This window comes from uncultured Sphingomonas sp. (assembly GCF_913777625.1).
In the GTDB taxonomy this organism is placed as follows: Bacteria; Pseudomonadota; Alphaproteobacteria; order Sphingomonadales; family Sphingomonadaceae; genus Sphingomonas.
This window is the reverse complement of sequence record NZ_CAJYTI010000001.1, coordinates 1-18,249: the sequence shown is the minus strand read 5'-3', so window position 1 is coordinate 18,249 and position 18,249 is coordinate 1. Positions and strand designations below refer to the sequence as shown.

The 18,249-nt window shown below is 67.2% G+C and carries 17 protein-coding genes; 7 read left to right on the top strand and 10 right to left on the bottom strand.

The genetic code is table 11. The annotated features are described in order from the left end of the window. Positions 1-9 precede the first annotated feature (9 nt). From QZ814_RS00085 to QZ814_RS00075, 3 genes are all read right to left on the bottom strand, one after another. Complete coding sequence (locus QZ814_RS00085) at positions 10-1,689, bottom strand: long-chain fatty acid--CoA ligase (protein WP_294328967.1); 1,680 nt, start codon at positions 1,687-1,689, stop codon at positions 10-12. A gap of 121 nt (positions 1,690-1,810) precedes the next feature. Further along, positions 1,811-2,017 carry a hypothetical protein gene (locus tag QZ814_RS00080; RefSeq protein ID WP_294328966.1) on the bottom strand — a complete coding sequence of 69 codons (207 nt, stop codon included), beginning with the start codon at positions 2,015-2,017 and terminating at the stop codon, positions 1,811-1,813. 54 nt (positions 2,018-2,071) lie between these two features. After that, positions 2,072-3,754 (bottom strand): diguanylate cyclase, encoded by a 1,683-nt coding sequence (locus QZ814_RS00075; RefSeq protein ID WP_294328964.1) that lies wholly within the window; start codon positions 3,752-3,754, stop codon positions 2,072-2,074. 38 nt (positions 3,755-3,792) lie between these two features. Between QZ814_RS00075 and QZ814_RS00070 the strand changes: the two genes are divergently transcribed. Continuing rightward, positions 3,793-5,073, top strand: coding sequence for a DUF418 domain-containing protein (locus tag QZ814_RS00070; RefSeq protein WP_294328963.1), 1,281 nt, complete (start codon positions 3,793-3,795; stop codon positions 5,071-5,073). A gap of 18 nt (positions 5,074-5,091) precedes the next feature. On the opposite strand, the gene aguB is transcribed toward QZ814_RS00070, so the two are convergent. The 7 genes from aguB to queG all read right to left on the bottom strand — a co-directional run bounded on the left by aguB (position 5,092) and on the right by queG (position 11,515). Then, the gene (aguB, locus tag QZ814_RS00065) at positions 5,092-5,940 is read right to left on the bottom strand and encodes an N-carbamoylputrescine amidase (RefSeq protein WP_294328962.1); all 849 of its coding nucleotides are present in this window, start codon (positions 5,938-5,940) and stop codon (positions 5,092-5,094) included. A gap of 8 nt (positions 5,941-5,948) precedes the next feature. After that, positions 5,949-6,299, bottom strand: a complete 351-nt coding sequence (locus QZ814_RS00060; RefSeq protein ID WP_294328960.1) for a DUF3147 family protein — start codon at positions 6,297-6,299, stop codon at positions 5,949-5,951. Further along, on the bottom strand, positions 6,296-7,273 hold the full coding sequence (locus QZ814_RS00055; protein WP_294328959.1) for an agmatine deiminase family protein: 978 nt from the start codon (positions 7,271-7,273) through the stop codon (positions 6,296-6,298). Before QZ814_RS00055 ends, QZ814_RS00060 begins: the two co-directional genes overlap by 4 nt. Before the next feature lie 180 nt (positions 7,274-7,453). Beyond that, positions 7,454-9,082, bottom strand: coding sequence for a M28 family metallopeptidase (locus QZ814_RS00050; RefSeq protein WP_294328958.1), 1,629 nt, complete (start codon positions 9,080-9,082; stop codon positions 7,454-7,456). Positions 9,083-9,193: 111 nt separating this feature from the next. Continuing rightward, positions 9,194-9,808: a 30S ribosomal protein S4 gene (gene rpsD / locus QZ814_RS00045; protein ID WP_116469360.1), complete on the bottom strand. Its 615-nt coding sequence runs from the start codon at positions 9,806-9,808 to the stop codon at positions 9,194-9,196. A 199-nt stretch (positions 9,809-10,007) separates the two neighbouring features. Then, entirely contained in the window at positions 10,008-10,271 is a 264-nt protein-coding gene (locus tag QZ814_RS00040; RefSeq protein ID WP_294328957.1) for a hypothetical protein, read from the bottom strand. A 71-nt stretch (positions 10,272-10,342) separates the two neighbouring features. Then, positions 10,343-11,515 (bottom strand): tRNA epoxyqueuosine(34) reductase QueG, encoded by a 1,173-nt coding sequence (gene queG / locus QZ814_RS00035; protein WP_294328956.1) that lies wholly within the window; start codon positions 11,513-11,515, stop codon positions 10,343-10,345. Positions 11,516-11,556: 41 nt separating this feature from the next. Between queG and QZ814_RS00030 the strand changes: the two genes are divergently transcribed. The 6 genes from QZ814_RS00030 to QZ814_RS00005 all read left to right on the top strand — a co-directional run bounded on the left by QZ814_RS00030 (position 11,557) and on the right by QZ814_RS00005 (position 18,109). Further along, a complete protein-coding gene (locus tag QZ814_RS00030) occupies positions 11,557-12,483 on the top strand; it encodes an ATP-binding cassette domain-containing protein (protein ID WP_294328955.1) in 927 nt (308 codons plus the stop codon). Further along, complete coding sequence (locus tag QZ814_RS00025) at positions 12,480-13,688, top strand: ABC transporter permease (protein WP_294328954.1); 1,209 nt, start codon at positions 12,480-12,482, stop codon at positions 13,686-13,688. Before QZ814_RS00030 ends, QZ814_RS00025 begins: the two co-directional genes overlap by 4 nt. A 36-nt stretch (positions 13,689-13,724) precedes the next feature. Continuing rightward, complete coding sequence (locus QZ814_RS00020; protein WP_294328953.1) at positions 13,725-14,093, top strand: hypothetical protein; 369 nt, start codon at positions 13,725-13,727, stop codon at positions 14,091-14,093. 154 nt (positions 14,094-14,247) lie between these two features. Beyond that, positions 14,248-16,734 (top strand): TonB-dependent receptor, encoded by a 2,487-nt coding sequence (locus tag QZ814_RS00015; protein ID WP_294328951.1) that lies wholly within the window; start codon positions 14,248-14,250, stop codon positions 16,732-16,734. Beyond that, on the top strand, positions 16,734-17,432 hold the full coding sequence (locus tag QZ814_RS00010) for a tetratricopeptide repeat protein (protein ID WP_294328950.1): 699 nt from the start codon (positions 16,734-16,736) through the stop codon (positions 17,430-17,432). The genes QZ814_RS00015 and QZ814_RS00010 overlap by 1 nt, the downstream gene beginning before the upstream one ends. Beyond that, positions 17,426-18,109: a Fe2+-dependent dioxygenase gene (locus QZ814_RS00005; RefSeq protein ID WP_294328949.1), complete on the top strand. Its 684-nt coding sequence runs from the start codon at positions 17,426-17,428 to the stop codon at positions 18,107-18,109. The genes QZ814_RS00010 and QZ814_RS00005 overlap by 7 nt, the downstream gene beginning before the upstream one ends. Positions 18,110-18,249: the final 140 nt, after the last annotated feature.

Below are 18,249 nucleotides of genomic sequence, written 5' to 3'. Positions count from 1 at the left end.
AAATGGAACTTACCGTCCCGCCTTCACCTCGTTCAGCAAATCCTTCCGGCTGAGCTTGCCGATCATCGTCTTGGGCAGGCTGTCGCGGATCACCACTTCCTTCACCCGCTCATGCTTGCCGAGCTGCGCGTTGAGCCAGTCGCACATTTCCTTTGGATCGGCGGTCATGCCGTCGTTGAGCGCGACATAGGCGTGCGGCAGCTCGCCATGATATGCATCGGGCAGCCCCAGCACGAGCGTCTCCTTCACCGCCGGATGGGTGTAGAGCACCGCCTCGATCTGGCTGGGAAACACCTTGAACCCGCCGACCGCGATCATGTCCTTCAGCCGGTCGACGATGTGAATATAGCCGTCCTCGTCGATGATGCCGACATCGCCGGTGCGCAGCCAGTGATCGTCGACGAACGTGCCGACATCGGCCTCGGGCCGGTTCCAATAGCCCTGCATGATCTGCGGGCCCTGCACGACGATCTCGCCGGGCTCGCCCTCGGGGGCGGGCTTGCGGGGGTCTTCCTTGTCGACCAGCCGGACGCGGGTGCCGGCGATCGGCTGGCCGATCGTGCCGCTCTTGTTGAGCCCGACATAGGGGTTGGCCGAGACCACGCCCGAGCTTTCGGACAGGCCATAGCCCTCGATGATGTGGGCGCCGGTGGTCGCCTCCCAGTTGAGCTTGAGCTGCTCCGGCAGCGGCGCGCCACCCGAGATGCAGAAACGCAGCGACGCGAAGTCCGACGGCTTCATGCCCGGTGCGTCGAGCAGCGCCTGGTACATGGTCGGCACGCCGGGCAGCGAGCGGGGCTTGGTGCGACGCAGTTCGGTGAGCACCTGCTGCGCGTTGAAGCGCGGCAGCATCACGATCTTGCCGCCGGTGATCACCGTGCGGTTGAGCACGCAGGTATTGGCGAAGACGTGGAAGAAGGGCAGCACACCCAGCACCGAATCCTCGACCTTGCCGAGATCGGGATCGAGTTCGGACACCTGCCGGGCATTGGCCGAGAGATTCTGGTGGGTGAGCACTGCGCCCTTGGGGGTGCCCGTGGTGCCGCCGGTATATTGGATCAGCGCGACATCGCGCTCGGGATTGATGGCGGGACGCGTGCAGTCGCCCTTGTTGGCGATCAGCTTGGAGAAGGCGAGGACACGCGGATCGTGCGGTTTGGCGGTCACTTCGCTGCCGCGGAACAGCTGGTAGAAGAGCGACTTGGCGGTGGGCAGCGCGCCGGCGACCGAGCCGACCACCAGCCGCTCGAGCGCGCTCTTCTCCAGCACCTTGAGCGCGGTGGGGAGCAGCGCGGTGGCGGAAAGGGTGAAGAGCAGCCTTGTGCCCGAATCGGCGACCTGTGCGGCAAGCTCGTCCACCGAATAGAGCGGCGAGAAGTTCACCACCGTCGCGCCGAGCTTGAGGATGCCGTAATAGGCGGCGACATAGTGCGGCACGTTGGGCAGGAACAGGCCGATCCGGTCGCCCGGCCCATAGCCCAGCGCGCGCAGCCCGCAGGCGACGCGATTGGCGCCGTCCAGTGTCTCGCCATAGCTGTAGATGCGACCCATGAAATCGAGGAGCGGGGCGTGCGGATGGGCGGCCGCGCTTTCCTCGAACAGGTCTACCATGGACCGCGGCGCGTAGCTGCGATCCCACTCTCCTGGATGCCGATAGGCGGTCTTCCAGACCATTTCGGGCTTTGTCATTGACATCAGTGTAAGCAACCGATTTTTGCCACGCAAGTGCGCTTTTCAGCACACGTGCATGCTTCATCGCGCGGGGTGCGCGCTCCGTCTCTACGGGAACAACCGGGGTTGGTTCCGCGCCTCAGCGCGCGATCTGGCGGCTCCAGGTGACCAGCACCGAGACGGCGAGGATGCCGAGGTCGATCGCGGCGCGCACCTGTTGCGGCGCGGAGTCGCCGGCGCGGTGGGTGAGAATCTCGAGATCGGCATGGGGGCGCGGCGGACGCACGATCGCCAGGGTGAGTGCGGTAACCCCTGCAACCAGCACCAGACGCTTCCGACGCGACATGTAGACAGTTCTCCCCGCCGGAATACGTACACCCGATATAGGGGCGATACAAGCTCAGGCCGCGCCGAGCAGCGAGGCGCGGACGCGGTCGCGCCCGGCTGCCTTGGCGTCGAACAGCGCGCCATCGGCGCAGCGATACAGCGCCTTCCAGTCGATCTCGTTGGTCACCGGCCCCGCGCAGGTGCCGATGCTGGCGGTGATGGTCAGATCGAACGGCATGCGAGCCTTGCGCAGCGTGGCAAGCAGTGCCTCGGGTTCGATGCGGGCATCCAGGGGAACCAGCAGCGCGAACTCCTCGCCCCCCATCCGCGCAACCAGCACCGGCTCGGGCGCGGCGGCCCGCAAGGCGCGCGCGAACAGCCGCAGCACCTCGTCGCCGCCGTCATGCCCCAGCGTTTCGTTGACGCGCTTGAAATGATCGATGTCGATCAGCAGCAGCTGCTGTGGTTTCGTCCGCCCGATCGCGCGGTGCAGGAAGGCGCGGCGGTTGAGCAGGCCGGTGAGCGGATCGATATCGGCAAGCTCGCGCGCCACCAGTTCGCGGGTGAGGGCGGCGTCGCGCTCGTCGCGCAGGAACTTGATCCGATAGGCCACCGCCAACGAGGAGACGAGTGCCTCGGTGCCGATCGAGAGGATCGTCGAATTGTCGATCCAGAAGTTCCAGGGCAGGAGGTGCACCGCGGCGAGCACCCGGACGCAGGCCAGCAGGAAGGGCGCGCTCCACGCCGCGGCGAACAGCCACAGGAAGCGCGAGCCCTGGCGCCAGGCGCTCCACAGCGTCGGCACGATGATGGCGAGCAGCCCGCCAAAGGCTAGCGTGTAGAGCAGATCGGCGCAGCGCAGGTTGTTGGCGCCCAATACCACCACCGCCAATGCCGACAGCGGCACCGCCATGGCGACGATCTGGCTGCCGCGATCCAGCCAGCGGGGCAATTTCTGGTCTTCGAAGAAGCTGCGGGTGAACAGCGCCGCCGCGCCGCCGGCGAGGCCGACGAACAGATAGTTGAAGCGGATCCGGTCGTTGTTGGCGAGCAGCGGGGCCGCCCAGGCGAGCGCGCCGGACGAACTGATGGTGTAGCCGAGCAGAGCGCTGAGCAGCATGCAGTAATGCAGCTGGAAGCGGTGCCGCATCGCGCACCACAAAGCAAAATTGTAGACGATGAGCGCGAGCGCGACCCCGGCGAAAAAGGCATAGAGCGCGGCGAGCACCAGATTGGCATGGTCGCTTTCGGCCAGCGTGGCGATCCGCACGCCCATCAGCACGCCGCGCAGGTTCGCCGCATGTTCGACATGCACCAGCACCCGCACCAGCGCGGGATCACGCACCGGCACCGGAAGCTGGGCGATCGCGCCGAGCTGGATCAGCGGCGTCAGCCCGCGCCGGTCGCTCTGCCACCGGCGGACCGCGCCGTCGGCATAGACGAAATAGACCGTGCTGCCGCCATGCCAGACGCTGGCGAAGCGCAGCACCAGCGGTGTCATGAAGGTCGAGCGGCGATCGATCGGGGTGGTGATCGCCCAATAGTTCCCGGCACCGAAGCGGTGTTGCGGCGTTGTGCAGTCGAATCGTTCCGGGTGATGGAGCAGCGCCTCCGCCGCCTGTCCGGTATCGCGCACGAGACAGACGCCAAGCGGTTGACCGGCAACCCCCGCTTGGGCATGTGCCGGGTGCACGATGCATGCCAGCATCGCGAACAACGCGATGCTCAGCAGCCGGCGGATACGCGCGCTAACCATGGTGGCGTTGCTACGCCTGTCGGACGAAGAAGACGTAAATGAGGCGAGTATCGTGCATCGTTGACACTGCGGCGGGCAGCCCCGGGGATGGCGGCCGTGCCGGTACGCCCGGGATGCCGATGCGCCACGCCAATGCCCCCGCCCGCCGGGACAATAGCCGGCTCGACGTCGTAGACGTGTTGCGCGGCTTTGCATTGATGGCGCTGTTCCTGGTGCACGTCATCGAAAGCTATGAACTGTTTTGGGCCGGGGAGAAACCCGGTTGGATATCCGAAACGGTGTTTGCACTATTCATGGGCAAGAGCTTCTCGCTGCTCGCGCTTTGTTTCGGCTTCAGCTTCTTCATCTTGATGGATCGCGCGGCCGAACGTGGGCAGGATTTCACTGCGCGGTTCGCATGGCGGCTACTCATTCTGGAAGGCATCGGCTTCCTGCATGCGCTGATCTACCGCGGCGATATCATGCAGACGCTGGCGGCCATCGGATTCCTGCTGCTGCTGTTCAACCGAATCCGCAGCAACGCGGCGCTGCTGGCCGGCGCCGCCTTCTGTCTGGCGGGCCCGTCGCTGATCGTCCAGCTGATCGCTGGCGCCAGCGGTGCGGCCTGGGCCAATGCCCCGGCGATGTCGTCGGTCGATCCGGGCATGCCGGTCTATCTCAGCGGCGACCTCTGGCAGGTGCTGCGGGTGAACCTATGGGCCGGGCAGCAGTCCAAATACTGGTTCTTCCTCGAATATGGCCGAATGGTGCAGATCCTCGGCCTCTATCTGCTCGGGCTGGTGCTGGGCCGCACCAACTTCTTCGGTGACCTGGTGCGCAGCCGGCGCTGGCGCGCCTGGGCCTTGCCGATCGCGGCCGCCATCGCCGCCGCGCTGTTCGTGACGCGCGAGCCGCTGCGCGAGGCGTTCATGGCGCAGGGCTTCGGCCCGGGCGCCGGACGGGCCTTCTGGGCGCTGGTCAACATGTGGCTGGACCTGGCCGGCACCGCCTTCTGGGCGCTGCTGGTGATCGCGCTCTACGACAGCCGGGCGCGCTGGCTGGTGCAGCCGCTGGCCGCGCCGGGGCGGCTGACGCTGACCTACTACATCCTGCAGTCGGTTATCTTCGTGCCGATCTTCTACCATTATGGCTTGGGGATGTACGATGACTGGAGCGCGGGCACCCGGCTGGGGGTCGCTGTGGTTGCGATCGCAGTGCAGATCGTCGTCGCGCACTGGTGGCTGGCGCGCTTCCAATATGGCCCCATCGAATGGGTGTGGCGGGCGCTTACCTACTGGCGGCGCGACGTGCCGTTTCGCAAGGCCCCGGCGCGCGGCTGACGCGCCGGGGAGGTCCGGTCAGATGTCCTGCACCAGGCGGCCGTACAGCTCCGGCCGGCGATCGCGGAAGAAGCCGAAGGCGGCGCGGTGGCGCTTCACCCGGTCGAGGTCGAGCGTCGCGGTGATCACGCCCTCTTCCTCGCGGTCCAGTTCGGCGAGGATGTCGCCGCGCTCGTCGGTGATGAAGCTGGTGCCGTAGAAGGTCTGGCCATGTTCGGTGCCGACGCGATTGGCGGCGATCACCGGCACGACGTTGGAGACCGCATGGCCCACCATCGCGCGGCGCCACAGCCGGGCGGTGTCGAGGCTGTCGTCATGCGGCTCGCTGCCGATCGCGGTGGGGTAGAAGAGCAGCTCGGCGCCCATCAGCATCATCGCGCGCGCGGTTTCGGGATACCATTGGTCCCAGCACACGCCCACGCCCAGCTTGGCGCCGGGGCCGTCCCACACCTTGAAGCCGGTATTGCCGGGGCGGAAGTAGAACTTCTCCTCATAGCCCGGGCCGTCGGGGATGTGGCTCTTGCGATAGACGCCTGAGACCTTGCCGTCGGGGCCGATCATCGCGAGGCTGTTGTAATGGTGCGGCCCGTCCGCCTCGAAGAAGCTGGTGGGGATGTGGATGCTAAGCTCGGCGGCGAGCGCCTGCATCGCCAGCACCGCCTTGTGCTCGGTCACCGGCTTGGCGTTGGCGAACAGGCCCTCGTCCTCGACGCGGCAGAAATACTCGCCCTCGAACAGTTCGGGCGGCAGCACGACCTGCGCGCCGCGCCCGGCCGCCTCGCGGACCAACTCGGTCACGCGCGCGATGTTGGCATCGATATCGTTGGAGAAGGCGAGCTGCAGCGCGCCGACGGTAATCTCAGTCATGACGGTCCTCAGAGCGTGATGCCGAACCGGGCGAGCGCCGCGGCGGTCAGGAAATACAACAGGATCGTGAGCGCGATGCCGGCGAGCAGGGCGGGGGCGAAGCCCAGCCCCGATCGCAGCAGCGCGGGTACGAGCAGGAACATGGGGAGCGAGGGCAGCACATACCAGAAGGTCGCCTGGAGATGATCCGCCACGCGCACCGGGTCCTGCGTGTCGCGCCACAGCCACACGACCCCGAGCAGCGAGATCAGCGGCAGCGACGCGACCAAAGCGCCGAACGCGGGACTACGCCGGGCCAGCATCGCCACGGCGGCGATGATCAGCCCGGAGAGCAGCGCGCGGACGGCGAAGGCGGTCACCCGATCGTCGGGATCTGCTGCGAGATGCAGTGGAAGCTGCCCCCGCCGGTGAGGATATGGTCTGCCCGCTGGCCGACGATCGCGCGGCCGGGGAAGAGGCCCTGCAGTGTCTCGATCGCGGCCTGGTCGTTGGGCTGGCCGTAGAGCGGCACCACCACGGCGGCATTGCCGATGTAGAAGTTCATGTAGCTCGCCGGGATCACCGCGCCATCCTCGTCCAGCACCGCGCCAGGGGAGGGCATGCGCACGACGTTCACGCCGAATGCCTCGGCGCGGGCGACCGCATCGGCATAGATCGCCGCATTGGGATCGTCCTCGACGGGCGTGGGGATCAGCAGCCGGTTCGGGCCGACGAAGCGGGCGAGATTGTCGACATGGCCGTCGGTATGGTCGTTGGCGAGGCCGTCGCCCAGCCACAGCACGCGGGTGTAGCCGAGGTCCGCCGCCAGCTTCGCCTCGATGGCAGCGCGGTCGAGGTCCGGGTTGCGGTTGGGGTTGAGCAGGCACTGTTCGGTGGTAACGCACAGGCCGGTGCCGTCGCCGTCGATCGCGCCGCCTTCGAGGATCCAGCCATGCTTGGCGGCGGTAAGACCGCGCCGCGCGGCGAGGCGGGCGCCGATCGTGTCGTCGCCTTCCAGGTCGTATTTGCCGCCCCAGCCGTTGAAGCCGAAATCCTGCGCGACGCCATCGCCGGTGATGATGCCGGCGGTATCGCGCAGCCAGATGTCCCCGAACAGCTCGGTCACCACCTCGGCCGCGTCGCCAGCCATCGTGCGGGCGACCTCTGCGGCGGCGTCATCGGCGGCGACGAGGATCACGCGCTCGCCGCGGCCTTCGGCATGTACCGCGCGGGCAAAGGCGATCACTTCTTCGCGGGCGGGCTCCAGGTCTTCGACCCAGAGGTCAGCGTGGCTGGGAAAGCCGATCCAGACCGCGTCGTGCGGCGCCCATTCGGGGGGAGGAGTACGAGTCATGGCGCGGCCTTTAGCCCCGTAGCGTGACAGGGGAAAGGCCGGCCGTTCCCGCACCCACCAGCCGTCATCCCGGCGAAGGCCGGGATCCATTCGACTCTCGGCATCAGCAGAAGCCGCGACGGAGACCCCAATAGATCCCGGCTTTCGCCGGGATGACAATGGAAGGCGCGATGAACCGCCTTACTGCCCCGCCCGTGCCTTGTCCCGGATCGTCCGGAATTCGGCATCCTTGAACCAGTTCGGCCAGCTGCTGCCCTCGGCCAGTTCGCGGCCCAGGCCGTAATAGATTCGCAGGTCCGAAAGCGCCCCGTCCCAGTTCCAGTTGGGATCATATTCGTCCTGCGGCTTGTGGTAGCGCTTTTCCGTATAGTCCGCCGCCGCCTTGGCGCCGGCCGCCTTTCCGCCGACCACCAGATCCTCGCCGCTCTCTCCATAGAGCATCGGCACGCCCAGCTTGGCGAAGCTGAAATGGTCCGAACGGTAATAGCCGCCCTTTTCCGGGCTCGGCTCCACGCCGATCACCCGGCCCTCGGCGGCGACCAACGGCTTCACCAGGTCCTCCAGCTCGGACTTGCCCGCGCCAGTCAGCACGAAGTCGCGTGCCTTGCCGACGATGTCGAGCCCGTCCATGTTCACCCCGCCCACCGTCTTCGCCAGCGGATAGACCGGGTGTTCGGCATAATATTGCGAGCCGATCAGCCCCTGTTCCTCGGCGGTCACCGCCAGGAACACCATGCTGCGCTTGGCCGGCCCCGCCTTGGCATTGGCCTCGGCCAGCGCGACCAGTCCGGCGGTGCCGGTGGCATTGTCGACCGCGCCGTTGCAGATGTCGTCCCCGTTCACCGGCTTGCAGTGGCCGAGATGGTCCCAGTGCGCCGAGAACAGCACCACTTCGTCCGGCCGTTCGGTGCCGGGCAGGATGCCGACGACGTTCTTCGAGGCCTGGCGCTTGATGCCCACCCCGAAGCTGGCCGAAGCCTTCACCCCCAGCGGCACCGCCTTGAAGCCCTTGTGCTTCGCCGCCTCGACCAGCGCGGCATAGTCCTTGCCTGCGCTGGCGAAGAGCGCCTTCGCCGAATCCTGCTGGATCCAGCCGATCAGCTGCGACTGGTCGGCATGATTGCCTAGCGTGTCCTGCTCGAGCTTGGGGCCGCCCCAGCTGCTTTCCACCACGCCCCAGCCATAGGCGGCCGGCTCCGTATCATGGATGATGATCGCGCCCGCCGCACCCTGGCGCGCGGCTTCCTCGTACTTGTAGGTCCAGCGGCCATAATAGGTCATCGCCCGGCCGCCGAAGGGGCCGTCCAGCGTCATCGTCTGCCAGTCGGGATCGTTGATCAGGATGACGACGGTCTTGCCCTTCACGTCGACGCCGGCATAGTCGTTCCAGCCCTGCTCGGGCGCGTTGATGCCATAGCCGACGAACACGACCTCGCTGTCCTTCAGCTCGATCTTCGGGGTGACGCGATAGGTGGAGAACACCGCTTCGCTGCCGTAGGCGAGCGATACCGGCGTCTTGCCGCCGGTGAAGCTGAGCTTGCTGGGGCTCTGCACGCTGAGCTCGACCAGCGGCACGTCCTGCACCCATTGCCCCTTGTTGCCGGGCTGGAGGCCCGCCTTTTGGAAGCGCTCGATCAGATAGGCGATCGTCTTGTCCTCGCCCGCGGTGGTCGGCTTGCGGCCTTCGAACGCGTCGGAGGACAGGGTCTGGGTGACGGTCTTCAGCGTGTCGACCGAGATGGCGGGCGCGGTCTGGGCCTGGGCGGCGGTGGTGGAGAGCAGGGCAAGGGCAAGCAACGAAAAGCGCATGGAGTTCCTCCTGGTGCGCCTGTTCTGGCAAGCCCTGCGGGTCCGGTCCAGCCCAACGAAAAAGGGCGGCCCGAAGGACCGCCCCCTTTCTCGTTTCCCGAAGGAACCGAATTAGCGCGAGTAGAACTCGACGACCAGGTTCGGTTCCATCTTCACCGGGTACGGCACTTCGTCGAGCGTCGGCACGCGGGTGAAGGTGACCTTCGACGCACCTTCCGGCACGACATAGTCGGGGATGTCGCGCTCGGCCAGGCTCTGCGCTTCCATGACCAGGGCCATTTCCTGCGCCTTGCTGCTCAGGCTGATTTCCTGGCCCGGCTTGATGCGGCGCGAGCCGATGTTGCACTTCTCGCCGTCGACGCGGACATGACCGTGGTTGACCAGCTGGCGGGCCGCGAAGATCGTCGGCGCGAACTTGGCGCGGTAGACGATCATGTCGAGGCGCTGCTCGAGCAGGCCGATCAGGTTCTGACCGGTGTCGCCCTTCATGCGCGACGCGTCTTCGTACGAGCGCTTGAACTGCTTCTCGGTGATGTCGCCGTAATAGCCCTTGAGCTTCTGCTTGGCGCGCAGCTGGATGCCGAAGTCCGACATCTTGCCCTTGCGGCGCTGGCCGTGCTGGCCCGGGCCGTACTCGCGCTTGTTCACCGGGGACTTCGGACGACCCCAGATGTTTTCGCCCATGCGGCGATCGAGCTTATGCTTGGCGCTGGAGCGCTTCGACATGTCAATTCCTTACCAATTGCTGTGACGTTGACCCGGGCGGTGAACCGTCCTGATCGCGATCCCGGTTTCGCCTGTGCCTTTCCTTGCGAGAAGAGCGAAGGGCCACCGCTTCACCGGGGGTGCGGGGCCAATTGCGAAGCGGCGCGCCTAGCGGGGTGGGCGGGACGAGTCAAGCCGTCCCGCACGCCCACACCTCGCGTCAACCGCCGGTAGGGCGGTTCTGGAAGGCGCGGACGCTGCTAGGGTCCTGCTGCGCGTCGATCGCCTTCCACTCGGCGCGGCTATGGCACTCGCGCTTGGCCATGTTGGAACCGGTTACCTGGATGCGGCGGCAGATGGGCTTTTCGGGCGCAGGCGCTTCCGCTGCCGGCCCAGTCCCCGCCGGTGCCGCGGCAGGCGCGGTCTGCTGGGCAAAAGCCGGCGAAGCAACAAGGCAGCACGTCGCGATGAAAAACAAGCGCATTGGATTCTCCCCCCAAAAGGAACGCATCGATTAGCGTGCCTTCGCAGGTGCGAAAACCTAAAAAGAATGGGTCAAGTGCCTGCGCAAACGGTTGAACATCCGCTCGGCCCGCATCCCTCGTCTGTCGATGCCCATTCCGCCTGCACGATCGGATCCGGTTCCGCTGCCGCACGCCGCGCACGTTCTTCCCGCCACTTGGCCGGGTCGACCTGCGCGAGTGCCCAGACCGCCGCGCCGCGCACCACGGGGGCCGGATCGTCGAGCAGCGCGCGGATGGCGGGCTCCAGCGCCGCGCTGCCGCTGTTGCCGGCGGCGATCAGGCAGTTGCGTATCATCCGGTCGCGGCCGATGCGCTTGATCGGCGAGCCGGCGAACACCTCCCGGAAGCTGGCGTCGTCGAGCGCCAGCAGATCGGCGAGCCGCGGCACGGTGAGTTCGGCGCGGGGATGGAAGGCGAGGTTCGCCTGGGCGGCGGCGGCGAACTTGTTCCACGGGCAGACCGCCAGGCAATCGTCACAGCCATAGATGCGGTTGCCGATGCCGGCGCGGAGCGCGTGCGGGATCGGGCCCTTGTTCTCGATCGTGAGGTAGGAAACGCAGCGGCGCGCGTCGATGCGATAGGGGGCGGGGAAGGCGTTGGTCGGGCAGGCGGTCTGGCAGGCATCGCAGCTGCCGCAGCCGCCACGCCCGGGGCCGTCGGGTGCCAGGTCCAGCGTGGTGTAGATCGCCCCGAGGAACAGCCAGCTGCCATGGGCCCGGCTTACCAGATTGGTGTGCTTGCCCTGCCAGCCGAGTCCTGCGGCCTCGGACAGCGGCTTTTCCATCACCGGCGCGGTATCGACGAACACCTTCACGTCGGCACCGGGTGCCTCGGCGACCAGCCAGCGCGCGAGCTCCTTCAGCCGGCGCTTGACCACGTCGTGATAGTCGGCGCCTTGCGCATAGACCGAGATGCGGCCGATCTCGCCTTCGCCGGCAAGGGCGAGCGGATCGCTGGTGGGGGCGTAGCTCATCCCGAGGGCGATCACCGATCGCACCTCGGGCCATAGGCCCCTGGGGCTGCCGCGCTGTTCGGCGCGCTCTTCCATCCACAGCATGTCGCCATGCGCGCCCTCGGCCAGCCACGCGCGCAGCCGCTCGGCGGTTTTCGGCGCGGCATCGGCATCCGCGATCCCGCACGCCGCGAAGCCGATCTCGCTCGCCTTTGCTTTCAGTCGTTCTTCGAGGGACTTGTCTTGCGCCACGCGCTCCCGCTACCACGTTGCGACAATCAGGGGGAGGCAAAGTGCAGGAACTGGCTGTCAGCGCCTCCGGGCTGGTCAAGCGCTTCGGCGAGCGCCGCGCCGTCGATGGCGTGGGGATCGCGGTGCCCAAGGGCCTCATCTACGGCGTGCTCGGCCCCAATGGCGCGGGCAAGACCACTACGCTGCGCATGCTGCTCGGCATCATCGAGCCGGACGAGGGCGAGCGCACCCTGCTCGGCAGCCGCCACCCGCGCGACGAGAGCGACCGTGTCGGCTACCTGCCGGAAGAGCGCGGGCTTTATCCCAACATGAAGTGCCGCGAGGCGATCGCGTTCATGGGCGCGCTGCGCGGGCTGCCGTGGAAGACGGGCCGCAAGCGTGCCGATGCCTTGCTCGAAAGCGCCGGGCTCGGCCACGCCGCCGACGACAAGATCCGCAAGCTGTCGAAGGGCATGGCGCAGCTGGTGCAGCTGCTCGGATCGGTGGTGCACGAACCCGAGCTGCTGGTGCTCGACGAACCCTTTTCGGGGCTGGATCCGGTCAACCAGGAACGGCTGGAGCTGCTGATCCGCGCCCAGCGCGATCGGGGGGCGACGATCCTCTTCTCCACCCATGTGATGGCGCATGCCGAGCGGTTGTGCGAGCGCATCTCGGTGATCGCCGGCGGCAAGGTGCGGTTCGAGGGCACGGTGGACGAGGCCCGCGCGCTGCTGCCGCTGCGGGCGCGCTACACGCCGCGCAAAGATGCCGACGCCATCGCCGCGATGCTGCCCGCCGACGCCGTATGGCAGGAGGGCAGCTGGCGCTTCACCGTGCCGGATAGCGGCATCGAGGCGCTGCTCGTCCGGCTGATCGAGGCCGGGCACGGCATCTCCGGCCTGTCGATCGAGCGGCCGGGGCTGCACGACGCCTTTGTCCGCATCGTCGGCGCCGAGGCGCTGGCCGACCAGCCGGAGACGATCGCATGATGCCGCGCTTCCTGCGCCACGCGCTCACCATCGCCCGCCGCGATCTCAAGGCCACGGTGATGACGCCCACGTTCCTGCTGTTCCTGCTCAGCCCGCTGCTGATGATCGGCTTCGGCGTGATCGGCGGCCTCAGCGGCCAGGCGGCGGGGGCTGCCGGCGAGGCGCGGCAGGTGATCGTCGCGATCGCGCCCGCGGGCCAGCAGGACGCGCTGCGTGCTGCCGATCGCGAGTTGCGCAGCGTGTTCACCCGCGACTCCGCGCGACCGAAGTTGCAGCTCGAAGCGTCGGAGGGCGATACGGTGCGCCAGGCGCGCGCGACCTTCGATTCGGATGCGATCGAGGCCGCGGCAGTGCTTTACGGCCCGCTCGACCATCCGACCGTGCTGCGGCGTGCGGGTGCCGAGGCGGAAGGCCGGTACCTCGCCGCGCTTGCCGCCCAGACGCTGCGGGCAGAGCATGCCGCCGGGATCCGCAGCACGCCTCGTTTCGAGACCATCACGCGCGAGGCGCCGACCGTCAGCGGGCGCGGGCAGGCGGCCTATTTCTCCACCTTCGCCATCTTCCTGGTCACGCTGATGCTCTCGGGCCAGGCGGTGGGGGCGATGGCCGAGGAGCGATCGAACAAGGTGATCGAGATCCTCGCCGCCGCGGTGCCGCTGGAAAGCGTGTTCTTCGGCAAGCTGCTCGGCGCGTTCGGATCGGCGCTGCTGTTCGTTGCCTTCTGGGGGACGCTGGTCGCCAACCTGCCCAGGCTGCTGCCGCCGACGATGAGCGGGCTGTTCTCCGACCTCAGCGTGGCGGTGGGGCCGGTCTTCCCGCTGCTGCTGATCGGCTATTTCGTGATGGCCTATCTGCTGCAAAGCGCGGTGTTCCTGGGCGTCGGCGCGCTCGCCTCCACCCAGCGCGAGATCCAGATGCTGTCGCTGCCGATCACCATCTTCCAGTTCGCCATGTTCGGCATGGCCTCCTATGCAGCCGGCAATCCGGAGAGCTGGGTGGCGACCGCCGCGCAGATCGTCCCGTTCAGTTCGCCGATGGCGATGGCGGCACGGGCCGCGAACGCGCCGGAGCTGTGGCCGCACGCGCTCGCCTTCGCCTGGCAGGGTCTGTGGGTGGCGATCACGCTGACGATCGCCGCACGGCTGTTCCGCCGCGGCGTGCTCAAATCGGCCAGCCCGAAGCGCAGCAGGCGCGCGACCGCCTGACTTGGCCCGCCGGTGCGTCCGGGCATGTCCGTTGCCATGGTGGCAATCCTCTGCGGTGCCGCTGAACCGTGCGGCGGCTCCGACGTTTTCCGCCGCATGTTCGCGCATCTTCCGCTCGCCTTGGCGTTGCAGCTGGCCACAATGCTGCTCGCGCGCCTGCTGGGCGTCGGCTATGTGCCCGGCAGCTGGCTGGGCGCCTTCTGTGCCATCGCGGTGTGCGTGGCGCGCGAAATCACCCAGCGCGAATATCAATGGATTGAGCAGTTCGGCGGCGGGCTTCGCCGCAACATGCCGGTGTTCGCCGGGTATCGCTTCTGGGAATGGAACCGGCACTCCAAGCGCGAGACCATCGCTGCCGCCGCACTGGTAGTAGCGATTTCGGCCATTTTAACCGCCGCGCGATAATATCTCCTATACCGGTATAGTGGAAACTAGGTGCGATCCAGATAGGTGAAATCCGCCGTATCGCCGGAAAATATGCAAACCGCTCGCATTAGCGTTGACTCTGCGAGGCGTTCTCAATAGCAGGCCCGTAACAATCATACGGGGGTACCCAGCGTTGCGTTCGTCTTCTCCAGCCACTTCCAGCCGCGTTCCCGCCTTCCTCGCGCTCGCCTGTGTCGGCTTCGTCGCCACGGCGCCGGCGCATGCCGACTCGGACAAGAACGGCGCTGATTCCGACGACCAGGATCGCATCGTCGTCAACGGCCAGCGCGCGAACGAGCAGGTGGGGCCGAAGGCGGTGGCGCCGGTGGTGAACACGCCGCGTTCGGTGGTGGTGCTCTCGGCCGAGATCATCGACCAGACCGGCTCGACCACGCTGGCCGATGCGCTCCGCACCGTCCCCGGCATCACCTTCGGCGCGGCCGAGGGCGGCAATCCGATCGGCGATCGCCCCTTCATCCGCGGCTTCGACAGCCAGGGCTCGACCTTTGTCGACGGCGTGCGCGATCTCGGCGCGCAGACCCGCGAGGTGTTCGCCACCGACCGCGTGCAGATCGTTCGTGGCTCCGATTCGACGCTGGGCGGCCGCGGCAGCGCCGGCGGCTCGATCAACATCATCTCCAAGCTGCCGGTATCCGGAAACTTCGTCTCGGCGTCGGCAAGCGTGGGCACCGCCGACTATCGCCGCTTCACGCTCGACGTGAACGAGAAGGTGACGGACACGATCGGTGTCCGCATCGCCGGCATGTTCCACGATCAGGACGTCGCCGGGCGGGACGCGATCTGGAACCGCCGCTGGGGCATCGCGCCCTCGATCACGCTCGGCATGGGCACGAACACGCGCCTCACCGCCGCCTATTATTATACCGAAAGCCAGGAACTGCCCGACGCCGGCATTCCGTATCGCTACACGCTGGCGAACGCGCCGGGCACCGGCACCATCTACAGCGCGCCGGTGATGGGCAAGTTCACCACCATCGGCGGGCAGACCGGCACGGTCTCGCGCTCGGCCTTTTACGGTCTTGCCGATCGCGACTTCCGCAACACGCAGGTGCACCAGGCGACGCTGCGCGCCGAGCATGACTTCGGCGGCATCACGCTGCGCAACACGTCGCGCTTCGGCTACACCTATCAGGACTATATCTTCACGCTGCCGGACGACAGCCAGGGCAACGTCTACGGCACGGCCGCGACCAACCCGACCACGGGCCAGGCGGGCGCGCGCGGGGACGTGCTGACCGGCGGCTATGTCTGGCGCCGCGGCAACACCCGCTATGGCTATACCAAGACGCTGACCAACCAGACCGACCTGTTCGGCACGTTCAAGACCGGCGCGATCGAGCACAGCTTCTCGACCGGCGTCGAGATCAGCTGGGAGAAGGCGCGTCGCGGCGCGTTCGTTTCGGCCAACGGCTCGACGATCAGTCCGCGCTGCAACAGCGCGTCGATCGCGCGCTTCTATTGCGCCAGCCTGTTCAACCCGAACCCGAACGACGCCTGGGTGAACTATACCAGCGATACCTCGACGACGGCGACCGCGATCGTGAAGAATGCGCCGATCACCGAGACGCAGAACGACGCGCACACCGTGTCGGTCTATGGGTTCGACTCGATCACGCTGCTGCCCCAGCTGATCCTGAACCTGGGCGCTCGCTACGATCACTTCGAATCGACCGTCACCCCCGGCCAGGCGGCGACCGCCACCAGCACCTTCAGCCTGAGCAAGACCAACAACCTGTTCAACTGGCAGGCCGGCCTGGTGTTCAAGCCGACGCCGAACACCAGCCTCTATGCCAGCTACGCCACCGCCGCGACGCCGCCGAACAGCCTGCTGGGCGAAGGCCAGGAGGGCAATTCGCTCGGCACCACGGTCACTGCAGCCGCGCTGCTCGACAGCCTCAAGGTCGAGAAGACCAAATCCTATGAGGCGGGTGCCAAGGCCAATCTGTTCCACGAGCAGCTCGCACTCGGCGTCGCGGTGTTCCAGACCGATACCGACAATGCCCGCGTGACCAGCGCCGATAATACGGTGCAGTTCGTCGGCAAGCGCCGCATCCGGGGGCTGGAGCTCACTTTCAACGGCAACGTCACCAAGTGGCTGAGCGTGTTCGGCGGCTATACCCATCTCGATCCGAAGATCGTCGATGGCGGCTTCACCGCGCTCACGGCCGCTGCGGTCGGCAGCCAGCTAGCCAAGACGGTGCTGGTCCCCTCGGTCAACACCGGCCGCCAGGCACCCCAGACCGCCAAGGACAGCTTCACCCTCTCGGCGAACTTCAAGCCGACGCACCGCTTCAGCTTCGGCGGCGGCGCCTATTATATGAGCCGGGTGTTCGGCGGCTATCAGGACAACCGCACCGCCACCCAGGATGCCAGCGGCGTGGTGACGGTGAACCCGGCGACCAAGGTGCTGGTGCGCACCGTGCCCTCCTACTGGCGCTTCGATGCGCAGGCGGGGTACCAGCTGACCGACAAGATCCGGATCAGCGCCAATGTGCAGAACCTCACCGACAAGACCTATTACACCCAGGCCTATACCTCGCATTACGCGACGATCGCGCCAGGTCGCTCGGCCTTCGCGACGCTGAACGTAAAGTTCTGATGCGGGTATCCATCGATGCCCTGAGCGCCGACGAGATCGCCGCCCGCCTCTCCGGTTCGCCGGAGGCGCGGGCGGCGCTGATTCGGGAAGGGGCAGAGGCCGGCGTCGCCGAGGCACAGGCGGTATGGGGGCAGATGCTGCTCGATCAGGGCCGCAAGCACGAGGCGTTCGACTGGTTCGGCCGCGCCGCCCGCGCCGGGCATCTGATGGCGCTCAACATGCTCGGGCGCTGCTACGATCTCGGCTGGGGCACCGGCGTCGACAAGGTCCGCGCCGCCGAATGCTTCCGCGTCGCCGCCGAGCGCGGGCTCGACTGGGGCATGTATAATTACGCGACGGCGCTCGCGCTCGGCGAAGGCTTGACCGAGGACAAGGCCGCCGCGCTCGGCTGGTTCGAAAAGGCCGCGGCGACGGGTAATGCCAAGGCGATCAACTATGTCGGCAGCTTCCACGAGGATGGCTGGGTGGTGCCGCAGGACATGGGGAAGGCCGCCGACTGCTATGCCCGCGCGGCCGAGGGCGGCGATTTCCGCGGCGCGTTCAACCATGCCCGCATGCTCGCGGGCGACGGGCTGCTGGAGACGGCGGCGCACTGGCTGACCCGCTGCCGCGAAACCGCGACCCCGGCCTTTGTCGAAAAGGCCCGCGACTGGCTCCGCCGCTCGCCCTGGCCGGAGCTGGAGACCCATCTTTGCTGATTCCCATTCCCGACCTGCTGACGCCCCAGGAAGTCGCGACGATCCGCGGCATCATCGATGCAGCGGAGTGGGTCGACGGCAACGTCACCTCGGGCGCGCAATCGGCACTCGCCAAGCGCAACGAACAGTTGCCCGAAGGCGGCGCGGCACACCGCAAGGCGGGCGCGATCATCCTCGATGCGCTGGCGCGTTCGCCGCTGTTCGTCGCCGCCGCGCTGCCGCTCAAGGTGTTCCCGCCGCTGTTCAACCGCTATGCCGGTGGCCAGGCATTCGGCACCCATGTCGACAATGCCATCCGCATCCAGCGCGGCAGCGACTTCCGCATCCGCTCCGATCTGTCGATGACCGTGTTCCTCGAACCGCCCGAGGCCTATGACGGCGGCGAGCTGCGGATCGAGGGGCTGTTCGGCGAGCAGAGCGTCAAGCTGCCCGCGGGGCACGCGATCCTCTATCCGTCGTCGAGCCTCCACCGGGTGGATCCGGTGACGCGGGGTGCCAGGACCTCCAGCTTTTTCTGGCTCCAGTCGATGGTGCGCGACGATGGCGAGCGCCGAATCCTGTTCGATCTCGATCGCTCGATCCAGACGCTGGCCGGAGACCTGGGGCAGGGCCATGCCGAGGTGGTGGCGCTGACCGGTGTGTACCACAATCTGCTCCGCCGCTGGGCCGACGCCTAGGTGCACGCTCCCTCTAGTGCGGATCGACATTCGGGATTCCCAAACGAGCTGATCGCTGATTCATAGGCATTCGTGTTGAGACGCGGAGCAAGTGATGGCGGTGAAGCGGTACGAACTGAACGATGCGCAATGGCAAAGGA

Bases quoted from the DNA above. Each gene is read 5' to 3' on its own strand.
- aguB (WP_294328962.1), bottom strand. From the start codon at position 5,940: ATGACTGAGATTACCGTCGGCGCGCTGCAGCTCGCCTTCTCCAACGAT.
- rpsD (WP_116469360.1), bottom strand. From the start codon at position 9,808: ATGTCGAAGCGCTCCAGCGCCAAGCATAAGCTCGATCGCCGCATGGGC.
- QZ814_RS00050 (WP_294328958.1), bottom strand. From the start codon at position 9,082: ATGCGCTTTTCGTTGCTTGCCCTTGCCCTGCTCTCCACCACCGCCGCC.
- QZ814_RS00075 (WP_294328964.1), bottom strand. From the start codon at position 3,754: ATGGTTAGCGCGCGTATCCGCCGGCTGCTGAGCATCGCGTTGTTCGCG.
- QZ814_RS00020 (WP_294328953.1), top strand. From the start codon at position 13,725: ATGGTGGCAATCCTCTGCGGTGCCGCTGAACCGTGCGGCGGCTCCGAC.
- QZ814_RS00025 (WP_294328954.1), top strand. From the start codon at position 12,480: ATGATGCCGCGCTTCCTGCGCCACGCGCTCACCATCGCCCGCCGCGAT.
- QZ814_RS00010 (WP_294328950.1), top strand. From the start codon at position 16,734: ATGCGGGTATCCATCGATGCCCTGAGCGCCGACGAGATCGCCGCCCGC.
- QZ814_RS00070 (WP_294328963.1), top strand. From the start codon at position 3,793: ATGAGGCGAGTATCGTGCATCGTTGACACTGCGGCGGGCAGCCCCGGG.
- QZ814_RS00085 (WP_294328967.1), bottom strand. From the start codon at position 1,689: ATGACAAAGCCCGAAATGGTCTGGAAGACCGCCTATCGGCATCCAGGA.
- QZ814_RS00055 (WP_294328959.1), bottom strand. From the start codon at position 7,273: ATGACTCGTACTCCTCCCCCCGAATGGGCGCCGCACGACGCGGTCTGG.
- QZ814_RS00080 (WP_294328966.1), bottom strand. From the start codon at position 2,017: ATGTCGCGTCGGAAGCGTCTGGTGCTGGTTGCAGGGGTTACCGCACTC.
- QZ814_RS00040 (WP_294328957.1), bottom strand. From the start codon at position 10,271: ATGCGCTTGTTTTTCATCGCGACGTGCTGCCTTGTTGCTTCGCCGGCT.